This is a genomic window from Lysinibacillus sp. NPDC093210, from assembly GCF_044753985.1.
Lineage (GTDB): Bacteria > Bacillota > Bacilli > Bacillales_A > Planococcaceae > Lysinibacillus.
In genome coordinates, this window is sequence record NZ_JBIVOE010000013.1 from 66634 (window position 1) to 85331 (window position 18698).

Below are 18698 nucleotides of genomic sequence, written 5' to 3' on the forward strand. Positions count from 1 at the left end.
CGTAGGTCCGAGAAGTCCTGTAGCGCCAGTAGGTCCCGTAGGTCCGAGTTCACCAGTAACGCCGGTAGGTCCCGTAGGTCCGAGTAAACCAGTAGCGCCAGTAGGGCCCGTAGGTCCAAGTAAACCAGTAGCGCCAGTAGGTCCCGTAGGTCCGAGAAGTCCTGTAGCGCCAGTAGGTCCCGTAGGTCCGAGTTCACCAGTAACGCCGGTAGGTCCCGTAGGTCCGAGTAAACCAGTAGCGCCAGTAGGTCCCGTAGGTCCGAGAAGTCCTGTAGCGCCAGTAGGTCCTGTAGGTCCAAGCAAACCAGTAGCGCCGGTAGGTCCCGTAGGTCCGAGAAGTCCTGTAGCGCCAGTAGGGCCCGTAGGTCCGAGAAGCCCCGTCGCGCCAGTAGGTCCCGTAGGTCCGAGTTCACCAGTCGCGCCAGTAGGGCCCGTAGGTCCGAGAAGCCCTGTAGCGCCAGTAGGTCCCGTAGGTCCGAGAAGTCCTGTCGCGCCAGTAGGTCCTGTAGGTCCGAGAAGTCCTGTAGCGCCAGTAGGTCCTATAGGTCCGAGAAGTCCTGTAGCGCCGGTAGGTCCCGTAGGTCCGAGAAGTCCTGTAGCGCCGGTAGGTCCCGTAGGTCCGAGAAGTCCTGTAGCGCCAGTAGGTCCTGTAGGTCCAAGCAAACCAGTCGCGCCGGTAGGTCCCGTAGGTCCGAGAAGTCCTGTAGCGCCAGTAGGTCCCGTAGGTCCGAGAAGCCCTGTCGCGCCAGTAGGTCCAGTAGGTCCGAGTTCACCGGTAGCGCCGGTAGGTCCAGGATCTCCAGTAGCGCCGGTGCTGCCAGTAGCACCAGTAGCGCCAGTAGCACCAGTAGCACCAGTTACGCCAGTAGGCCCAGTAGGTCCTGTTGCGCCTGTCAAACCAGTAGTGCCCGTAGGTTTAACTGGCCAAATGCAGCAATGATGTTCGGGTATTCTTATACAAGCACAAGGGAATGTCTTACATTTACTGCAAACATTATTTAAAAAGTAATCTTCAAAGTTCATTTATTCACCTCCTCTCTCAAGTATCCTATTCATAAAAATGATAGAGGAGGTGGACGGTTAACTACTTTTGATGTTTAATATGATAATTTGTAAAACATATAGTATTTATAATTAGTTAAATTACCGTAGTGGGAGGGCGATAAGATTGAGAGAAGAAAGGACCCGCTTTTACAAGAGTCTAAATCTTTTTTCATTAGGTAATTCCAGGGTTATCATTGGATTTTTTAAACATACGATCAAAATAGTTTTTATTGTGTAAGATTTTTGGGTCATTAGGTAAGTAGACACGGGCTAATTCATTATGGTTATTGGCCAATTCGTATTGTTGTAAACGGTCATAGAGGACGCAAAGTTGTAAATGAGGCAACCAAGTAGTAAAGGTTTTATTTTGGAAAGGGGCGTTTGCTTTAGGTTTCATTGCCAGTGCTTGTTCATACCAAAAGATGGCCTCATGATTTTTTGCTTGTTCCATAAAATGATGGCCAAGCCTGCAACATGCTTCAGGGCGCGGGGTGTCATATTCGAAGCTTCTTAAAATAGAACTTACGTTATTTTCATTATCATTTAATTTCGAATAACAATCAGCTAGCTTAAAACAGGCATTAATATTATCTTCTACCCAGCCTAGTTTGGTTGTTAAAAAAAGCTCATAGTAGAATACCGCATCCTCGATTTCATTATGATCCAGTAATTCATTGGCATAATAAAATGTGTCGCGTGGTGTGAGAGGTTCTCCTGATTGAAGGAGTTTTTTATAAATAGTAATATTGCGCTGATGATCGTGATGAAGTGGTAAATGGCTAACTGCAACATCACTTTCAAAAAGATTACCACTAACCTCTAAATATTCATGTACTGCTCCTATCCAACGAAATTGCTTCTCCCTTCTAACTAATCGGTTTCTTCTTAAAAGAGAACTGGCATTACCTTCGTTATCGAAGCTTAAATGATAATTCATCGAGACGGCATCGATATCGGGAGTTAAAGATTCCTTTAAAGCTTTAAACTTTTCTTGATCTTCCGCCATTAACACATCATCTGCATCTAGCCAAAGGATGTAGTCACATGTTGCTTGCTGGAAGGAAAAATTACGCGCATCAGCAAAATGGTGAATCCACTCAAAATCAAAAATACGATCAGTAAACTGTTTAACAATTTCCTTTGTCTTGTCAGTGGAGCCGGTGTCCACTATATTTATCTCATCGACTAAATCTCTTACTGAGTCAAGGCATCTGGCGATAACATCTTCTTCGTTTTTCACAATCATACATAAACTTACCGTTACCATATTGTGATTCCTCCTTTCAATAATCTTTGTAGTATATGTAGAGTCAGTTTTTTTGCGAGGCAGATTGCCCTTTCTTATTGTGTAAATACACTGTTATCACTTGGTAATTTGTCATAAATTTACCTTTCAAGTTTCACGCAGATTTCACAAATGTAAAGTATAGTTAAAGGGCAGAGGTGATGATTATGAAAAAATGGGCATTCTTCATTTTTTCTTTTATACAAGTTATTTGGTTGGCGGGGTGTACAGAGAAGTCTTTTGAGCCAATTGACCGTAATCAAAATTTTATTGCATCGCTCAATATACAAGAGCCTTCACTAGATTTTATTGATGAGCTAGGAAACGTGATTGCAACATGGTCATTCGATAAAGCATATACAGGAGCATTATTACTAGATAATGACCGAATATTATTATATGGACATCAATTAGATGAAATTGTTGTCTTTACACTTTCTACTGGTAAAAAGCTTTATTCAAAAAAAGTAGAGCTAGGCACGACGAATGTATATTATGATCCAGATGTTAAACAATTTTTTATGACGAATAGTAAGATGAACACAGTGACAAGCTTTGATGTGGAAGGAAATGAATTGGCCTCACAGCGACTTGGTAACTATCCAATGTCGATGGCTACATACAAAGATAAGCTCTATGTGGTCAATTATAAAGATACGAAACTATCGGTGTTATCCATTAAGGATTTAACAATAGAACAGGAATGGCCAATAGGAAAATCATCGCATGGCATTGTAATAATTGAGGAGACAAATGAGCTTTGGGTCGGGGGGCATGGTGAAGGAAGCAAGCCGAATAGTTCGGTAAAGCGATTTGATCTTGGAACGGGTGTTGTGCGTGGCAATATAGAAATGCCATTAATGCCAGTAGGTTTAACAAAGACGAAGGATAAAGTGTTAGTCGTGAGTCACGGACATAATGAATTATATGTTGTCGATTTTAAAGGAAATGTTTTATGGGAAAAAGAAGTAGGGGCAAATCCATTTGTTGTGAATCAGTTTAAGGACTATATTGTTGTGGCTGGTTATGACGACCATACATTATATTTTATAAAAGATGGTCAAGTACAAAAAACAGTTGATGTTGGCAAAGGTGCATTTCAGCTGTTAGTAAGGGAGGAAGAAAAGTGACAACGGTATTAATTGTAGATGATGAGCAAGATATGCGTAATTTAATCGAGATGATGCTCAATAACTCCAATTTCGAGACCTTTACGGCTGCATGTGGAACTGAGGCATACGATATTATTGTTCGTGAACAAATTGACTTAGTTTTATTAGATGTGATGATGCCACATGAAGATGGTTTTGCGGTTTGTCAAAGTATTCGGGCGATGTCTAATGTGCCCGTAATATTCTTAACGGCACGAGATGCTAATGAGGATAAAGTAAAGGGTCTAACACTCGGTGGAGATGATTATATCGTCAAGCCGTTTACAAATGATGAACTAGTGGCACGAATGCATGCTGTATTAAGAAGAAGTGGCGCTAATATAGCAGATTTTGAGCAAAAATATGTTGTCTTTGGGCCAATTAAATTAGATGAAATTGCACGTAAAGTTTCAGTTGAGGGGAAGGTTATTCCGTTAACTTTAAAGGAATTTGAATTATTACACTTATTTATGAAAAATCCTGGAAATGCATATTCACGTGAGCAACTACTAGAGCGCATTTGGGATATTGATTATTTAGGTGGAACAAGAACGGTTGATACTCATATTAAAACTTTACGATTGAAGCTTGGAAAGGAAGCAGCAGGCTATGTACAAACCGTTTGGGGAGTAGGCTACCGCTTTGATCCAGGAGAATGAAAAAGATTTCAACCCGTATTTGGCTACTAATTTTCGCATTTTTGATTATAACTGTTGTTTTTATGTATGTACTGACAGATTTTTTATATGAACAGCTTTACGTGGAAGATACGGAAAGCAATATGATTGAAATCGGTACTAAGCTACAAACAATGTATACGAGTGGTAAAGTTACAGACGAATTTATTGCTAATATTGAACATTATAATGATTATTCCAATTTAAATATTTTTGCTGTTAGAAACCCTCGTGAACTTAGTGCCTGTGTCCCCTTTGATATTGATTATGAAACATTGATAGGTGCTGAGGAACGGCAACAATTGCTGGAAGGTAAATATGTGCAAAAAATTGGCTATGAACCTCGATTCGATCGGCAGCTTATTTCAGTAGTACTACCTTTAGTAGATCAAAATAGGCTAGAGGGAATAATTTATATTTACTTCCCATTAGCAAAAATTAGTGAGTTGGCAAGTCAAGAAGTCATTTTCCTATTTTTGAGTGCATTTGTCTTTTTGATTGTTACTAGTTTTTTTGTATATAAAGGTATTCAACATATTATGCGTCCATTAAGTGACTTACAAACTGCTGTAGAGCAGATGTCTTATGGACGATATGAAACACGTGTGCCTGTTAAATCGAGTGACGAGATAGGAAAACTATCAAGGACGTTTAACGACATGGCAGAGGCAATTCAACGAGAAGATGAGGCACAAAAGACCTTTTTAGCAACTGTATCTCATGAATTGCGTACACCTATTAGCTATGTGAAAGGTTATAGTGAAGCAATGCAAAACGGTATTATTGCTGAAGAGCAACAAGAGGAAGCAATTCAGTTAATCGTGCGTGAAGCAAATCGTATGGAACGTTTAACAAATGAGCTTCTTCAACTTGCTCGGATGGAAAATGAACAAAAGGACATTGCTCTCTATCCGATACCACTAGCAGAGACATTACGAGAAGTTCAAAAAATTTTATCGCATCAAGCACAGAAAAAGAATATTACTTTGCATCTTATTGTAGATGATGAATTAATAGTTAAAGCGGATGAAGTGAAACTAAAGCAAATTTTTATCAATATTATTGAAAATGCTATCAATTACTCCTATGAGCAGTCGAAGGTTGACATTGTAGCAATTGAACACAACGGTAACGCGCTCATTACTATTAAAGATGAAGGCATCGGTATACCGCAGGAAGATTTATCACATGTTACAGAGCGGTTTTATCGTGTCAATAAAGCGCGCAGTCGAGTAGATGGTGGGAGTGGCCTAGGTCTATCCATTGTTGAGCAATTATTAAAACAGTTACAAGGCAAGATTGAAATTGAAAGTGAAATAGACAAAGGCACAAAGGTAAAAATCTCGATGCCGTTAATGGAGGAATAGAACATGAAGAAGTGGTTATTTACATTGATAGCTGTACCCGCATTATTAGTAGGTTGTGGGGAAAAGGAAAAACCTGCAACATCATCTACATTGGAGGAGCCTCAAATGTTAGAAGTGGAAATTTTAACGCCAAAAGAAGTTGAGGTAAATGCTCCTATTGAACTGGCTGCACATGTAATACAAGGTGAAAAAAATATCGATGATGCAATCGTTGAATTTGAAGTGTGGGAATCAGGTAAACGCGATGAAGGACAAATGCTTGAAGGTAAATTAGAAAAAGATGGCGTCTATAAAGCACAAACAACATTTGATCATGACGGTGTATATTTTATGTTTGCCCATACTACGGCAAATGGTATTCATAATATGCCGAAGCAGCAAATTACGGCTGGAACACCTGATATGACAAAAGTAATTGAAGAAGATGAAAAAGCTAATATGAACATGTCGGATCATGGTAAAGATTCATCAGAGGATACAGAGCATTAAAAAAATGAAAAAAATATTCAATAAATGCTTGCATTATTTTTAAAATAGGAATATTATAATGACCAGATGACCGAAATGGTTTTCTGGTCATTTTAATTTCTGTGTACAAAGGATGTACATAACTTAACAGGAAAGGATGTCACATATGGATCGTAGGCAGGAAATTCTTGAAGCAGCTGCAAAATCATTTACGTTGTTTGGCTATAAGGCAACGACGATGGAACAAGTGGCGAAAATTGCTAATGTCGGTAAAGGAACGATTTATACATTCTTTGCAAATAAGGAAATTTTATTTCAAGAGATTGCGATGTCACTTGTACGTGAGATGAAAGCGGAAGCGGATGCAGTGTTGGATGTATCAGCTAGCTTCATGGATAATGCACATAATGCTTTAATGAAAATGCTACAGTTCCGTGAGAAGCATCTTTTATTTGCGAAGTTAATAGAGGAAGAAAAAGAATTACGTACGCCAGCAGTAAAACAAGTATTAATTCGCATAGAGTCTGAAATATTATCGTACGTTGCAACGTTAATTCAAAGACGTATTGATAAAGGTGAGATTCGAGATTGTGATACAGAGTTAGTAAGCTATCTGTTGTTAAAAGCGTATTTAGCGTTTGTAGTAGATTGGCATGAGCTTCATGGCGACATGATTCCTGAAGAAAAGATACTAAATCTTTTCAAGGAAACAATCTTTCGAGGGCTAGTTCTTTAGAGAAGAATCTACAAATTTTACGCACTGTGAAGTTTGTGATTTTTTTGCAGAAAAATGACCAATTGACGATTACGGTCAATTAGTATAGGAGTGAGAGAAAAATATGATTAAAGCTGAATGGCTGAAAATCCTAAAAACAAGAAAAATGCTTGTTTCAATAATTGCTGTCCTATTTATCCCGGTCATGTACGCAGGCATGTTTTTATGGGCGTTTTGGGATCCGTATGCAGGCATGTCTAATTTGCCGGTAGCGGTTGTCAATGAAGATAATGGAGCAGAAATGGATGAAGTGAAGTTAGACTTAGGAGATACCTTGGTCGATAAACTCGTCGATAGTAAGCAATTTGACTTTATTGAAGTGTCAAAAGAAGAAGCAGAAAAAGGTTTAAATAGTCGAGACTATTACATGATTTTAGAAATACCAGCAAATTTCTCAGAACATGCTACGACTTTACTTGATGACAAACCTTCTAAGTTAGTGATGAACTATATCCCAAATGAAGGATTAAACTTCCTAGGTGCGCAAATTGGCGAAACAGCAATGGATCGCATACGAGCAGAAGTAAATTCTCAAGTTTCTGCTACATATGCAGAAAAATTATTTGATTCAATTGCAACACTTGGAGATGGCTTTACAGAAGCTGCTGACGGGTCAGTTAAGCTAGATGAAGGCGCTCAAAAAGTAGCAAATGGAGCAAAAGATTTAAAAGGTTATTTGGAGCAGTTAGCTTCTAGCACGATTGAACTTTCTGATGGTACAGATAAAATTACAAAAGGTGCAGGGCAAGCGGCAACTGGTGCTAACGAACTGTCAACAGGGCTAGTGAAATTAGAAAATGGTACAGTTCAGTTACAGCAAGGTGCACAGCAGGCAGCTGCAGGGGCGACAAATCTTGAACAAGGTCTATCTCAATACACACAAGGTGTAGCAAAGGTAGAAGCAGGTCTTACAACATTAAATGAAAAACAACAGCAAATAGCTTCTGGTGCTGCATCAGTGGCTGAAAATGCTGGTACATTAAACAGTTCAGCAAATCAATTATCGAATGGTTCTGCACAAGTGGAAGCGGGTATTAAAGCACTAACTGAACAGTTAACAAATGCGATTGCATCAATGCCAGAAGAGCAAGCAGCAGCGTTAAAACAAACGTTAGCAGAGCTACAAGCTGGAAGTGCAAGTGTGCATAATGGTTTAAATTCATTAGCAGCGGGTGCTGAAAAATTACAAGCTGGTGCCAACCAAGTAAGCGGTGGTGCAACACAAATTGCAGCTGGTCAAAAAGATGTTTTAGCTGGTGCAAATGCATTAGCAGCAAAAAGCAATGACTTAGTTAAAGGTGCGCAAAGCCTACAAGCTGGTAATGCCACACTAGCTGATAAACTTGGTGAATTACATGCTGGCGTTAACACAGCTGTAACTGGTTCAAAAACATTAGCTTTAGGATTAAATGACTTAGCTAGTGGTACAACAACATTGAACGAGGGCACATCAACACTTGCTTCGAAATCTGGTGAGTTAGCAGAAGGCTCTGCAACACTTGCAGATGGTTCGACTGAACTTGCAGATGGTACAGCTACACTATCTAGCAAATTAGGTGAAGCTAGTGAAAAAGCGAACGAAGTACATGCAAATGATGACACGTATGATATGGTAGGTAGTCCAGTAGAAGTAGAAAAAGAATCAGTTAACCATGTTCCAAACTATGGTACAGGTTTCGCACCTTACTTTATTTCACTTGGATTATTTGTTGGGGCACTACTAATCTCGATTGTATTCCCACTTGTTGAACCAGCTATTCGTCCGAAAAATGGTGCAACATGGTTTACAAGTAAAGTGACAGTGCTTGCATTTGTCGGTCTTGTTCAAGCTTTATTAACAGTAGCAATCGTAAAATGGGGCTTAGGTCTTGAGGTGCAAAATTTAGGCTACTTTGTTCTAACAGCTTTAGTGACAAGCTATGTGTTCTTAGCATTAATTCAAATGTTAGTATCTATTTTCGGTGATCCAGGTCGCTTCATAGCGATTGTTGTACTAATTTTACAACTTACAACAAGCGCGGGTACATTCCCACTTGAGCTTATTCCATCACCATTACAAGTGTTCAATAAATTACTGCCAATGACATATACTGTTCAAGCGTTTAAAGCAAGCATTTCAACAGGCGACATGTCTTATTTATGGCAAAACTACGGTGTATTATTTGGATACTTAATTGTGTTCTTAGCCATTACTTTTGGTTATTTCATGTTATTACACACAAGACGTTACTCAAAAGTAGCAGAAGATTAAACAATATTTTGCACCCACCATTTATTTGGTGGGTGCTTTTTTGTAAGTGCCAGGCACTCAAACAATTAGTCATCTAGCAAAGTATCGGATCCTAAAACGTAAAAATCCACTACGCTTTCCGCGGGCACAGTGTAAGCCGCAACCCTCGCTGTCGCGTGGTTTGTTGCGTCTTACAACTCGTGCTGTTCCCGCAGGAGTCTACGTGGATTTTTACTTGGCAAGTCAAAAAATATACGGCTAGCATGGAAAATATATTAGTGCCGGGCACCGCAAAGAATAGCTAAGGTTTCATTTATTTTGTTTAAAAGTAAAACAGCAGCTGATATGAGCGTATCAGCTGCTGTTTTGTGTAAGTGTAAGAGATTTAATTAATGGTTCACCATAAATGTATGATGAGGGGTGTCATTATTAGTTCGTGTGGGGCACGAAATGACTACAGAATAGTCAAATGCTTATAGGCAGTTACATTTTTCACAAGTGTTGCTGTAGCATTCGCTTTGTTCTTCGATCTTTTCGCCGCATTCCGTGCATTGTTTTGCAGGTAAGTTCTTGAAAAATTCAACTACGTTTTCTAACATTGTGGACTCCTCCTTTAAGTTCATCTGTACTATTACTGTTTTATTATTTTCTAGTGTATTATAACAGATGCGTTTCGTCAACACAAAATGCCTAATTTACGTTAAAATAAAATATGGATATTTTGTGAAGGAGGAAACGACTATGATTTTCGTTGATAATAAAGGGATACATGATCCACGCATTAACCTTGCCATTGAGGAGTATTTATTAAAGACAATGGACGTTGAGAAGGAGCCAGTGCTGTTATTTTACATAAATCAGCCATCCATCATTATTGGGAAGAACCAAAATACGATAGAAGAAATTAATACAGACTATGTGGAGGATAACGGTATTATCGTTGTGCGCCGTCTCTCTGGTGGTGGTGCGGTGTATCATGACCTTGGAAACCTAAACTTTAGTTTTATTACAAACGACGATGGCGATAGCTTTATGAATTATAAAAAATTCACTCAGCCGGTTGTAGATGCGCTTGCAAAAATGGGCGTAAATGCTGAGCTGTCAGGTCGTAACGATATTTTAGCAGAAGGACGTAAAGTATCTGGGAACGCGCAGTTTTCTACTAAAGGCCGTATGTTTAGTCACGGAACATTGATGTTTGATACAGAAATTGATGCTGTTGTATCTGCATTGAAGGTAAAGAAAGATAAAATCGAATCAAAGGGCATTAAATCGATTCGTTCACGTGTAGCAAATATTTCGGAATTTTTAAAAGACAAAATGACGATAGAAGAATTCCGTCTAGAAATTTTAAAGTCCATTTTCGGTGGTGAAGAAAATATTCGCTATTATGAGCTAACTGACGAAGATTGGGCAAATATTCATAAATTATCTGCTGAACGCTATCAAACATGGGAATGGAATTACGGTAAATCTCCACGCTTTAATATTCAAAAAACACATCGCTTCCCTTCAGGTGGAATTGATATCCGTTTAGAGGTGAATCATGGTGTTATTGAAGAAGCACATATTTTCGGTGATTTCTTCGGTGTGGGCGATATGGCTGATGTAGAGCAACGTCTAGTTGGGACAAACTATGACCGTGTAGCGATTGCAAAAGCTTTAGCTGATATCGACGTACCAACATACTTTGGTGGTGTCTCAACAGAAGAGTTTTTACAATTAATTTATTAACAGTAGACAAAAAAATAGTTGGCAAATGCCTTTCGATAAGAAAGATATTTTTAGCCTATACTTAGACTATAGAATGGATATGCTACTGGGAACATTTTGAGTCGAAACATTCCAAACTTCTCAATTGGAGAAATTCGAAGCTACTTCCGTACTCATGATAGAAAAGGGCACGCGCAATTATGGCGCGTAGCCTTTTTTTGGTACAATATACGATAGAAAGGAGTGTCGGTATGGAGAAGCATCGAATATTTATTGTCGAGGATGATGTAAAGATTGCATCATTGCTTGCAGAAACACTTAGAAAATATCAATACGAAGTGGAAACAATCCAAGAATTTGATCATCTAATCGAAGAGTTTACTTCGTTTAATCCACATATGGTATTGCTTGATATAAATTTACCAGCGTATGACGGCTATTATTGGTGTCGTCAGTTACGTCAACATACAACTTGTCCAATCATTTTCATTTCAGCACGATCTGGGGAAATGGATCAAATTTTTGCGCTTGAAAATGGAGGTGACGATTTTATTACAAAGCCATTCAATTATGAAATTGTTTTGGCTAAAATCCGTAGTCACTTACGTCGTACATATGGCGAATATGCGGCTAGGCAAGAAGAACGGACGATTAAGCAAGGGCAGCTTGTATTGCATTTAGAGCGTATGGAGTTGCACAAAAATGATTTAGAAATTCCATTACAGAAAAAAGAATGTATCATTTTAGAGCTGTTAATGGGCCAGGCACCAAAAGTTGTTACGCGTGAGCAACTGTTAGAGGAGCTATGGGACGATCAAGCATTTGTCGATGAAAATACGTTGAATGTTAATATGACGCGTGTGCGTAAAAAGCTAGCGGATTATAATATTTCGTCAACAATTGAGACAGTCCGCGGAGCAGGTTATCGCTTTATATTAAGTGCGGGTGAGCTGTAATGGGTTGGAAATTATTTTTGCGAGATTATGCAACATTTTTTATCTTTCAGCTAATTTTAGTTGGTTTTATTATGGTGTTGTATTGGCTCGACGGCTTCCGTAACGTCGATACTGCTATTTACTCTGTAAGTATTAGTTTGGTATTGCTATGCTCATTTTTACTTATTCGCTATTTAATGCGTCAAAGTTATTTGAGCAAATTATTGCATCTTCCAAAATCAATGGAGGATGTGCTACAAAAAAATGCCAAGACACCAGAAGCGATGCAAGTAGAAAAATATATGCATGAATTATATCGCCTTTATCAGCATGAGCTGCATTCGTTATATGCTAGTCAAAAGCGACACGATCAATTTATGAATCAATGGGTACACCAAATGAAAACCCCTATTTCAGTCATCGAGATGCTATTACAGGATGAGCGACCTCTCGATAAAAAGAATGTGCAAGAGGAAATTGATCGCTTACGTAGAGGATTGGATATGGTGCTTGTCAATGCGCGACTCGAAAATTTTGAAGAGGATATGCAAGTAGAACAGATTCCGTTAAAAGCGATTGTCACTGCAACTGTTAATGAAAATAAACGTTTATTTATAACAAATAGAGTTTTCCCAGAAATTCATATAGAGGATGACATGATCGTTGCGAGTGATTCAAAATGGCTTCGCTTTATTATTGGGCAGTTCGTTACAAATGCGGTGAAATATACGTTTGAAGAAAATAAAAAAATCGTGATGTCTGCGATTAAAAAAGATGATTATATTCAGTTAGCTATTTGTGATGAAGGAATTGGTATTCCTGCTTCTGACCTTTCACGTGTGACTAAAGCTTTTTTTACGGGAGAGAATGGGCGTAAAACTGGGGAATCCACAGGGATGGGCTTATATTTAGCAAAGGAAATCTGTGAAAAACTAGGACATCAATTAGACATTACATCTGAAGTAGGTAAAGGTACGATTGTCACCGTGACATTTACAAATTAGGGGGAGCAATAATGGGAGAAGTACGTATTGATGACTGGGTATTAAATATTGAATTAGAAAAGACGAAAAATCTGTATGACTTACAGATAGAAGCTTGTGACTGTATGTTTTGTGAAAATTTCCGTCAGGCTAGCCTATTACTTCAGGATGAGGTAATGCATTTTTGCAATGCACTTGGGCTAAACTTACATAAACCATGCCTACTTAATGCTTTTCCAGTAGAAGGCGAGCAAGTCATGTATAGTGGGCACTACTCAGTTTGTGGCGAAATAATTAAAGGTGAATTAGATGGTTGGGATATGGTCGTAGGCGAGCATTGCTTTAGTCTAGTTCAAGATGAAGAGAACATACCTTCAGCCATTATAGAGCCACAGTTTCAAATTGGCTTTGAGGTGGTATTAAAATGGCTATTACCAGAATCTATGGAATTAATCGAGAAATAAGGTGGACAAGGCATGCCTATTTTACAAATAAAAGATGTTACAAAAGTATACGAAGGAAAGGTTACACATCGTGCACTCAATCAGTTGAGCTTTGAGGTCGAAGAAGGTGAGTTTTTAGCAGTAATGGGCCCATCGGGAAGTGGTAAGACTACGTTATTAAATATTATTTCTACGATTGACGAACCAACAAGTGGAGAAATCATTTTAGATGGCATGAACCCACATAAGCTAAATGCTACTGAACTTGCTTATTTTAGAAGAAGACAGCTGGGCTTTGTTTTTCAGGATTTCAATTTATTGCATATGCTCACTGTCGAGGAAAATATCGTGTTACCATTAACGCTTGATCAGCAGCCATTAGAAGTAATGGAAGAGCGTCTTGCAGGTATTATAGAAAAGCTTGATTTAGCTTCCTTTTTGCATAAACGTCCGAATGAAATTTCAGGTGGACAAGCACAGAGAACAGCGATAGGACGGGCATTGATTCATAACCCAAGCCTTATTTTAGCAGATGAACCGACGGGAAATTTAGATTCTAATTCTTCGCGGGATGTACTAGAGCTATTAACAAAAATTAATAAGGAAAAACAAACGACAATCGTGATGGTAACTCATGATCCGATTGCAGCAAGCTATTGTGATCGCGTGCTATTTATTAAGGACGGGGAATTTTTCAATGAGATTTATCGAGATGACCGACGTCAAATGTTTTTCCAACGTATTTTAAATGTATTGAGCTTACTAGGAGGAGGGCAAGTAGGTGACCTTTCGACAATTCGCTTACCGTAATGTCGTACGGAACAGCCGTATATACGGGGCCTTTTTTATGGCGAGCTTTTTTTCTGTAGCCGTATTTTTTATCTATTCAATGCTGATGTTTCATCCAGATATTGAACGTGGGATTTTAGGAGAAGTATCGTTAGTCGGCATGATTGGTGCAGAAATCGTACTTGTCCTCTTTACATTGTTCTTTTTATATTATTCGATGAGTGCTTTTTTAGAGGCGAGATCACATGAGTTTGCTATTTTATTGCATCTTGGAATGGAAAAGCGTCAAATGAACAAGCTTGTCTTTTTAGAGACAATGATTATCGGTGCGGGTTCTATTATTGTGGGCATTATTTTTGGATTTTCATTTTCGAAGTTTTTCTTCATGATTGTTCGAGAAATTTTGCATTTAGAGGATTTACCGCTCTATGTTTCGTGGCAACCTTTTTTACTGACAATCGGTGTTTTTACTAGTGCCTTTGTCGTTATTTCTTTCATCAGCGTATATTTTACACGTGAGAGAAAACTTCGCGATCTTATCAAGGGAAATGATTATATAAATAGCGAGACTAGCTATTCAAAGGTTCGTGCAACATATGGCATTGCTTTAATTTTAGCAACCTATGTGCTGGCATTTATCGTTTCTCATACGACAATGATTGGTCTTACTTTATTAATACCGTTCTCAGCAACTTTTGGAACTTACTATTTTTTTAGTGATTCAGTACCATTCTTTTTACAAATTGCACGTGGAAAACGTAAATTTAATTGGCAGCGCTATCGCCTCTTATCTTTAGCTGAACAAACACACATTATGAGAGATAATGTGAAAATGTTTTTCGTCGTAACGATGGTATCGACAATGGCATTTTTATCTGTCGGCGTATTAGCTACGATGTCCTCCTATACAACACAATACGATCGATTAAATCCACTAGGTCTTATCTATAAAGGAGATAGCGATAACCCATATGAAGCTACGCACATTAATTCTCTACGCATCCAATTAGAGGAGAAGGGATTATCCTATCATTTATCTCGCTTTGTAGTTGTTAAGCAAACTTCCTCATATACACGAAATGAGGTGGAGGTATTCCGAGAATCAGATATGAACGTCTTGCTATCCTCCTTTAACTATCCTTTGATTAATTTAGAATCTGGAGAGGCAGTATTCATACCATATTCGGAAGAGTCTTTAAAAAAGCTTAAAAATAAAGAAGTCCAAACGGTTTTAGAAGAAAACTCTATACCTATTACGATAGATAGTGTTTACCCTAAAATAGTATTTCCAGGTTCAATAGTTAGTGTGAATTCTATTGTCATTAGTGATGAAGACTTTGTGAAGCTTGTGAAGCCAATTACAAGTAAGGGTGTTGTGCAGCCGAGCTATCATCTGTTTACTTTTGATATTCCGCAGTGGATGGAGACAAAGGAAATTGGTAAGGACATAGTTGAAATGGCATCAACTGAATATTTTTATAATATTAAGAAGGGCAAGCATAGCCCCTTTTACTTTGAAAATGCAGGATTAAATTATTCTTATATACTAGCTACGTACTCATTATTTACATTAGTTGGTGTTTTAGTAGCGACTGTATTTTTACTAGCGGCTGGTAGCTTCATTTACTTTAAACTGCATACTTCACTTGAACGAGAGAAGCGGAAATTTGATGTCTTAAAGCGAATGGGGTTAACAGATATAGAGTTGAAAAAGCTGGTCAATCGCCATTTATTCCCGCAATTTTTCTTGCCGTGGAGTGTTGCTATGATGCACAGTGCCTTTGCCTTTTTTATGGTTCAAGGCATTTTAAAGGATATTGCTAATATTTCAATAGTTAAAGAAGTTTTCTTTGCATTTGGTTTTTTCGTTCTTATTCAAGTAATTTATTTTTACTTAATCCGTTGGCGATATATCTCACATATCCGTTCTTGAAAATCTGTACAAAAGAGAAAAAAATGAATTTTTTGACGGTAATAATGACATGAAGTAAAAAGACTCATTGTCTTTTAGATATATTTCTTATATAATATTACTGAATAACGATTCATTTTATACGATAAGGGGATGGTGTAATTGAATTTAGTTTCATGTGTTCGTCAACAAGCAGCAGAGCAACCGGAAAAAATTGCGTATCATTTTATGGGGAAAGATACGACGTATGGGGAATTTGAACAGACAATAGGTCGCTTTGCACAGGGGTTACAAGATTTAGGGGTACAAAAAGGGGACCATGTGGCGTTTTTACTCGGCAATACGCCACATTATTTAATTGCTTTATATGCAACGATGCGTTTAGGAGCTACAGCAATTCCTGTAAATCCAATTTATACGCCAGATGAAATTTCTTATATTTTACGTAATGGAGATGTCAAGGCAGTGATTGCGCTCGATGCACTGCTTCCATTAGTAGAAGTAGGTGTACAAGCCTTTCCAGAAGTTGAGACATTTGTAGTTTGTGAAACAACGGCAGATGTAGCTGAAAAAGTAGCTGCTTTATCGGCAGAGGCGAAAGCGAAAACGCATTTATTTTCACAGATCATTGCCCGTGCATCTGGATCATTAGAACCAGCGAACGTAGCAGATGATGATACGGCAATTATATTATATACATCAGGAACAACAGGGAATCCAAAGGGCGCCATGCTGTCCCACGGAAATGTTTATTCAAATGCACGTGACGTTTCTACCTATTTAGGCTATAGAGCTGATGACCGCATTATTGCCACATTACCAGTTTTCCACGTATTTGCGTTAACGGTAGTTGTCAATGCACCTTTAATCAGTGGTGCAACCGTTTTGCTTGCACCGCGCTTTAGTCCAAGTGAAATTTTCGCATTGGCGAAGGAGCAACAGGCAACGGTATTTGCTGGTGTCCCAACGATGTATAATTTTTTACATTTATTACCTGAAGGCAAACCGGAAGATTTTTCGACAATTCGTTTAGCCATTTCAGGAGGCGCATCTTTACCTGTTGCACTATTACATAATTTCGAGCAGAAATTTAATGTACGTGTATCAGAGGGGTATGGCTTATCAGAAGCTTCACCTGTAACATGCTTTAATCCATTAGATAGAGAACGGAAAGCAGGCTCCATCGGTACATCTATTAACAATGTCGAAAATAGAGTCGTTGATGTCAATGGAAGAGAAGTTCCTGTTGGTGAGGTTGGCGAGTTAGTCGTTCGTGGGCCAAACGTGATGAAAGGCTACTATAAAATGCCTGAAGAAACTGCAATGGCCATCCGGGATGGTTGGTTATACACAGGTGATCTTGCAAAAGTAGATGACGAAGGATATTTTTATATCGTTGATCGCAAAAAGGATATGATTATTGTTGGAGGCTATAACGTATACCCGAGAGAAGTCGAGGAAGTGTTGTTTGCTCATGACAATATCGTAGAGGCGGCAGTAGTGGGCTATCCAGACCCTAACTTCGGTGAAGCAGTTCATGCCTATATTGTGCTCAAAGAAGGAACGGCAACTACAGCAGATGATATATTAGAGTACTGTGCAAAACATATGGTGAAATACAAGGTTCCAAAAGTCGTTGAAATCTTGGACGAGCTACCGAAAAATACAACAGGTAAAATTTTGCGTCGTTCTTTAAAAGCGACAACAGTATAAGATTTTTAATAGAATTCATGTCCACCACAGAAAGTCCAGTGGTGGGCTTTTATTTTGAAAATTGTCAATTGTATGGGTGCCTGGCACTCGTAAAAATCCACTAAGCTTTTTGCGCGCGGATTATTGCGTCTTATGTCCTGTGCATTTCCCTAGGCGTCTCCATGGATTCATACTTAGTTTTTAAAACTATATTAAGGGAAAAATTCAGAATTGTTTGAGTGCCTGGCACTTATACTAAATATGACTAAATAAGTTGAGTGCATAGAGCCGTAGTGATAAAATCAGTCATGTGCAAAACTTCTACATACTTTAAAAGGGCTTGTCATATAGTAGGGGAGTAGTAACTTGTATACTATGTTGTATTGATTTGGAACCCTTTTATGCGTAACAACGTCCAAGTTTTTAGGAAAAATTAAATTGAAAGAGAGCATACAAAAACAATGATAGGACTCATTCAAGAGTTAATTAGTTTTATAATGCATATTGATGTGCATTTAGAAGAAATTATTCGTGATTTTGGTAATTGGAGTTATCTCATTTTATTTGCAATTGTGTTTGTCGAAACAGGTGTTGTCATTTTCCCATTTTTACCGGGTGATTCATTACTGTTCGCTAGTGGTACATTAACAGCAGCAATGGGAGCCTTTGATTTATGGATTCTAATACCTGTATTTTTGGCTGCAGCAATTTTAGGGGATACAATGAATTATCATATAGGTCACAAAGTTGGTACTTCGATTCCACCTAAGAGCTTATTAGGCCGAATCGTCAAAAAGGAACGTATGGAAGCTGCGGAGAAGTTTTTCAACACACATGGTGGGAAAACGATTGTTATTGCTCGATTCATGCCTTTCATTCGTACGTTTATTCCATTTGTTGCAGGGGCAAGTAAGATGCATTATAGCTACTTTTTACTGTACAACATAGTAGGTGCAGTTTTATGGGTATTCAGCTGTACATTACTTGGTTATTTCTTTGGGAATATCCCAATTATTAAAGATAATTTCTCGGTAGTTCTTATTTTAATTATATTTATCTCAGTAGTACCAGCGGTTATTGGCGCTTTCAAATCTAAATTTGGGAAATAAATAGATGCTTCAGAAATGTTCTGAGGTATTCAGACTATAGACAACTTGAAAATTTCGAGTTTGTTTATAGTCTTTTTTATTTAAATCTATTTAGAATGGCTATTCGCAAATTATGCTCTGGTTCC

The 18698-nt window shown here is 38.4% G+C and carries 17 protein-coding genes; 15 read left to right on the forward strand and 2 right to left on the reverse strand.

The genetic code is table 11. The features are described from left to right. On the forward strand, positions 1-940 hold a 940-nt coding region (locus tag ACIP9C_RS21645), incomplete at its 5' end, for a collagen-like domain-containing protein (RefSeq protein ID WP_483869676.1). Between the two features lie 276 nt (positions 941-1216). Here the strand turns inward: ACIP9C_RS21645 and ACIP9C_RS21650 are convergent. Then, complete coding sequence (locus ACIP9C_RS21650; RefSeq protein WP_401014471.1) at positions 1217-2311, reverse strand: glycosyltransferase; 1095 nt, start codon at positions 2309-2311, stop codon at positions 1217-1219. A 185-nt stretch (positions 2312-2496) separates the two neighbouring features. Between ACIP9C_RS21650 and ACIP9C_RS21655 the strand changes: the two genes are divergently transcribed. The 6 genes from ACIP9C_RS21655 to ACIP9C_RS21680 all read left to right on the forward strand — a co-directional run bounded on the left by ACIP9C_RS21655 (position 2497) and on the right by ACIP9C_RS21680 (position 9018). Further along, a complete protein-coding gene (locus tag ACIP9C_RS21655) occupies positions 2497-3459 on the forward strand; it encodes a YncE family protein (protein ID WP_401014474.1) in 963 nt (320 codons plus the stop codon). Further along, positions 3456-4139, forward strand: coding sequence for a response regulator transcription factor (locus ACIP9C_RS21660; RefSeq protein WP_401014477.1), 684 nt, complete (start codon positions 3456-3458; stop codon positions 4137-4139). Before ACIP9C_RS21655 ends, ACIP9C_RS21660 begins: the two co-directional genes overlap by 4 nt. Next, positions 4136-5524, forward strand: coding sequence for a sensor histidine kinase (locus ACIP9C_RS21665; protein WP_401014480.1), 1389 nt, complete (start codon positions 4136-4138; stop codon positions 5522-5524). The genes ACIP9C_RS21660 and ACIP9C_RS21665 overlap by 4 nt, the downstream gene beginning before the upstream one ends. Positions 5525-5527: 3 nt before the next feature. Beyond that, the gene (locus ACIP9C_RS21670; protein WP_401014483.1) at positions 5528-6013 is read left to right on the forward strand and encodes a FixH family protein; all 486 of its coding nucleotides are present in this window, start codon (positions 5528-5530) and stop codon (positions 6011-6013) included. A 145-nt stretch (positions 6014-6158) separates the two neighbouring features. Beyond that, entirely contained in the window at positions 6159-6728 is a 570-nt protein-coding gene (locus ACIP9C_RS21675) for a TetR/AcrR family transcriptional regulator (RefSeq protein WP_401014486.1), read from the forward strand. Positions 6729-6831: 103 nt separating this feature from the next. Continuing rightward, positions 6832-9018 carry a YhgE/Pip family protein gene (locus tag ACIP9C_RS21680; protein ID WP_401014488.1) on the forward strand — a complete coding sequence of 729 codons (2187 nt, stop codon included), beginning with the start codon at positions 6832-6834 and terminating at the stop codon, positions 9016-9018. A 452-nt stretch (positions 9019-9470) separates the two neighbouring features. Here ACIP9C_RS21680 and yhfH read toward each other — a convergent pair whose 3' ends face one another. Then, positions 9471-9596, reverse strand: coding sequence for a protein YhfH (gene yhfH, locus ACIP9C_RS21685; protein ID WP_069514604.1), 126 nt, complete (start codon positions 9594-9596; stop codon positions 9471-9473). A 142-nt stretch (positions 9597-9738) separates the two neighbouring features. Here yhfH and lplA point away from each other — a divergent pair, with 142 nt between their 5' ends. The 8 genes from lplA to ACIP9C_RS21725 all read left to right on the forward strand — a co-directional run bounded on the left by lplA (position 9739) and on the right by ACIP9C_RS21725 (position 18573). Then, positions 9739-10731, forward strand: a complete 993-nt coding sequence (gene lplA, locus ACIP9C_RS21690) for a lipoate--protein ligase (RefSeq protein WP_401014491.1) — start codon at positions 9739-9741, stop codon at positions 10729-10731. A gap of 230 nt (positions 10732-10961) precedes the next feature. Next, a complete protein-coding gene (locus ACIP9C_RS21695; RefSeq protein ID WP_401014494.1) occupies positions 10962-11666 on the forward strand; it encodes a response regulator transcription factor in 705 nt (234 codons plus the stop codon). Then, positions 11666-12649 (forward strand): sensor histidine kinase, encoded by a 984-nt coding sequence (locus tag ACIP9C_RS21700; RefSeq protein WP_401014497.1) that lies wholly within the window; start codon positions 11666-11668, stop codon positions 12647-12649. Before ACIP9C_RS21695 ends, ACIP9C_RS21700 begins: the two co-directional genes overlap by 1 nt. A gap of 11 nt (positions 12650-12660) precedes the next feature. Then, positions 12661-13092: a hypothetical protein gene (locus ACIP9C_RS21705; protein WP_401014500.1), complete on the forward strand. Its 432-nt coding sequence runs from the start codon at positions 12661-12663 to the stop codon at positions 13090-13092. A 12-nt stretch (positions 13093-13104) separates the two neighbouring features. Beyond that, a complete protein-coding gene (locus tag ACIP9C_RS21710; protein WP_401014503.1) occupies positions 13105-13881 on the forward strand; it encodes an ABC transporter ATP-binding protein in 777 nt (258 codons plus the stop codon). Beyond that, the gene (locus tag ACIP9C_RS21715) at positions 13853-15793 is read left to right on the forward strand and encodes an FtsX-like permease family protein (RefSeq protein WP_401014506.1); all 1941 of its coding nucleotides are present in this window, start codon (positions 13853-13855) and stop codon (positions 15791-15793) included. Before ACIP9C_RS21710 ends, ACIP9C_RS21715 begins: the two co-directional genes overlap by 29 nt. Before the next feature lie 141 nt (positions 15794-15934). Continuing rightward, positions 15935-17485: a fatty acid--CoA ligase family protein gene (locus ACIP9C_RS21720; protein ID WP_401014509.1), complete on the forward strand. Its 1551-nt coding sequence runs from the start codon at positions 15935-15937 to the stop codon at positions 17483-17485. Between the two features lie 443 nt (positions 17486-17928). Further along, a complete protein-coding gene (locus ACIP9C_RS21725; protein WP_401014574.1) occupies positions 17929-18573 on the forward strand; it encodes a VTT domain-containing protein in 645 nt (214 codons plus the stop codon). Positions 18574-18698: the final 125 nt, after the last annotated feature.

Bases quoted from the DNA above. Each gene is read 5' to 3' on its own strand.
- ACIP9C_RS21650 (WP_401014471.1), bottom strand. From the start codon at position 2,311: ATGGTAACGGTAAGTTTATGTATGATTGTGAAAAACGAAGAAGATGTT.
- ACIP9C_RS21655 (WP_401014474.1), top strand. From the start codon at position 2,497: ATGAAAAAATGGGCATTCTTCATTTTTTCTTTTATACAAGTTATTTGG.
- ACIP9C_RS21665 (WP_401014480.1), top strand. From the start codon at position 4,136: ATGAAAAAGATTTCAACCCGTATTTGGCTACTAATTTTCGCATTTTTG.
- ACIP9C_RS21670 (WP_401014483.1), top strand. From the start codon at position 5,528: ATGAAGAAGTGGTTATTTACATTGATAGCTGTACCCGCATTATTAGTA.
- ACIP9C_RS21675 (WP_401014486.1), top strand. From the start codon at position 6,159: ATGGATCGTAGGCAGGAAATTCTTGAAGCAGCTGCAAAATCATTTACG.
- ACIP9C_RS21680 (WP_401014488.1), top strand. From the start codon at position 6,832: ATGATTAAAGCTGAATGGCTGAAAATCCTAAAAACAAGAAAAATGCTT.
- yhfH (WP_069514604.1), bottom strand. From the start codon at position 9,596: ATGTTAGAAAACGTAGTTGAATTTTTCAAGAACTTACCTGCAAAACAA.
- lplA (WP_401014491.1), top strand. From the start codon at position 9,739: ATGATTTTCGTTGATAATAAAGGGATACATGATCCACGCATTAACCTT.
- ACIP9C_RS21695 (WP_401014494.1), top strand. From the start codon at position 10,962: ATGGAGAAGCATCGAATATTTATTGTCGAGGATGATGTAAAGATTGCA.
- ACIP9C_RS21700 (WP_401014497.1), top strand. From the start codon at position 11,666: ATGGGTTGGAAATTATTTTTGCGAGATTATGCAACATTTTTTATCTTT.
- ACIP9C_RS21705 (WP_401014500.1), top strand. From the start codon at position 12,661: ATGGGAGAAGTACGTATTGATGACTGGGTATTAAATATTGAATTAGAA.
- ACIP9C_RS21710 (WP_401014503.1), top strand. From the start codon at position 13,105: ATGCCTATTTTACAAATAAAAGATGTTACAAAAGTATACGAAGGAAAG.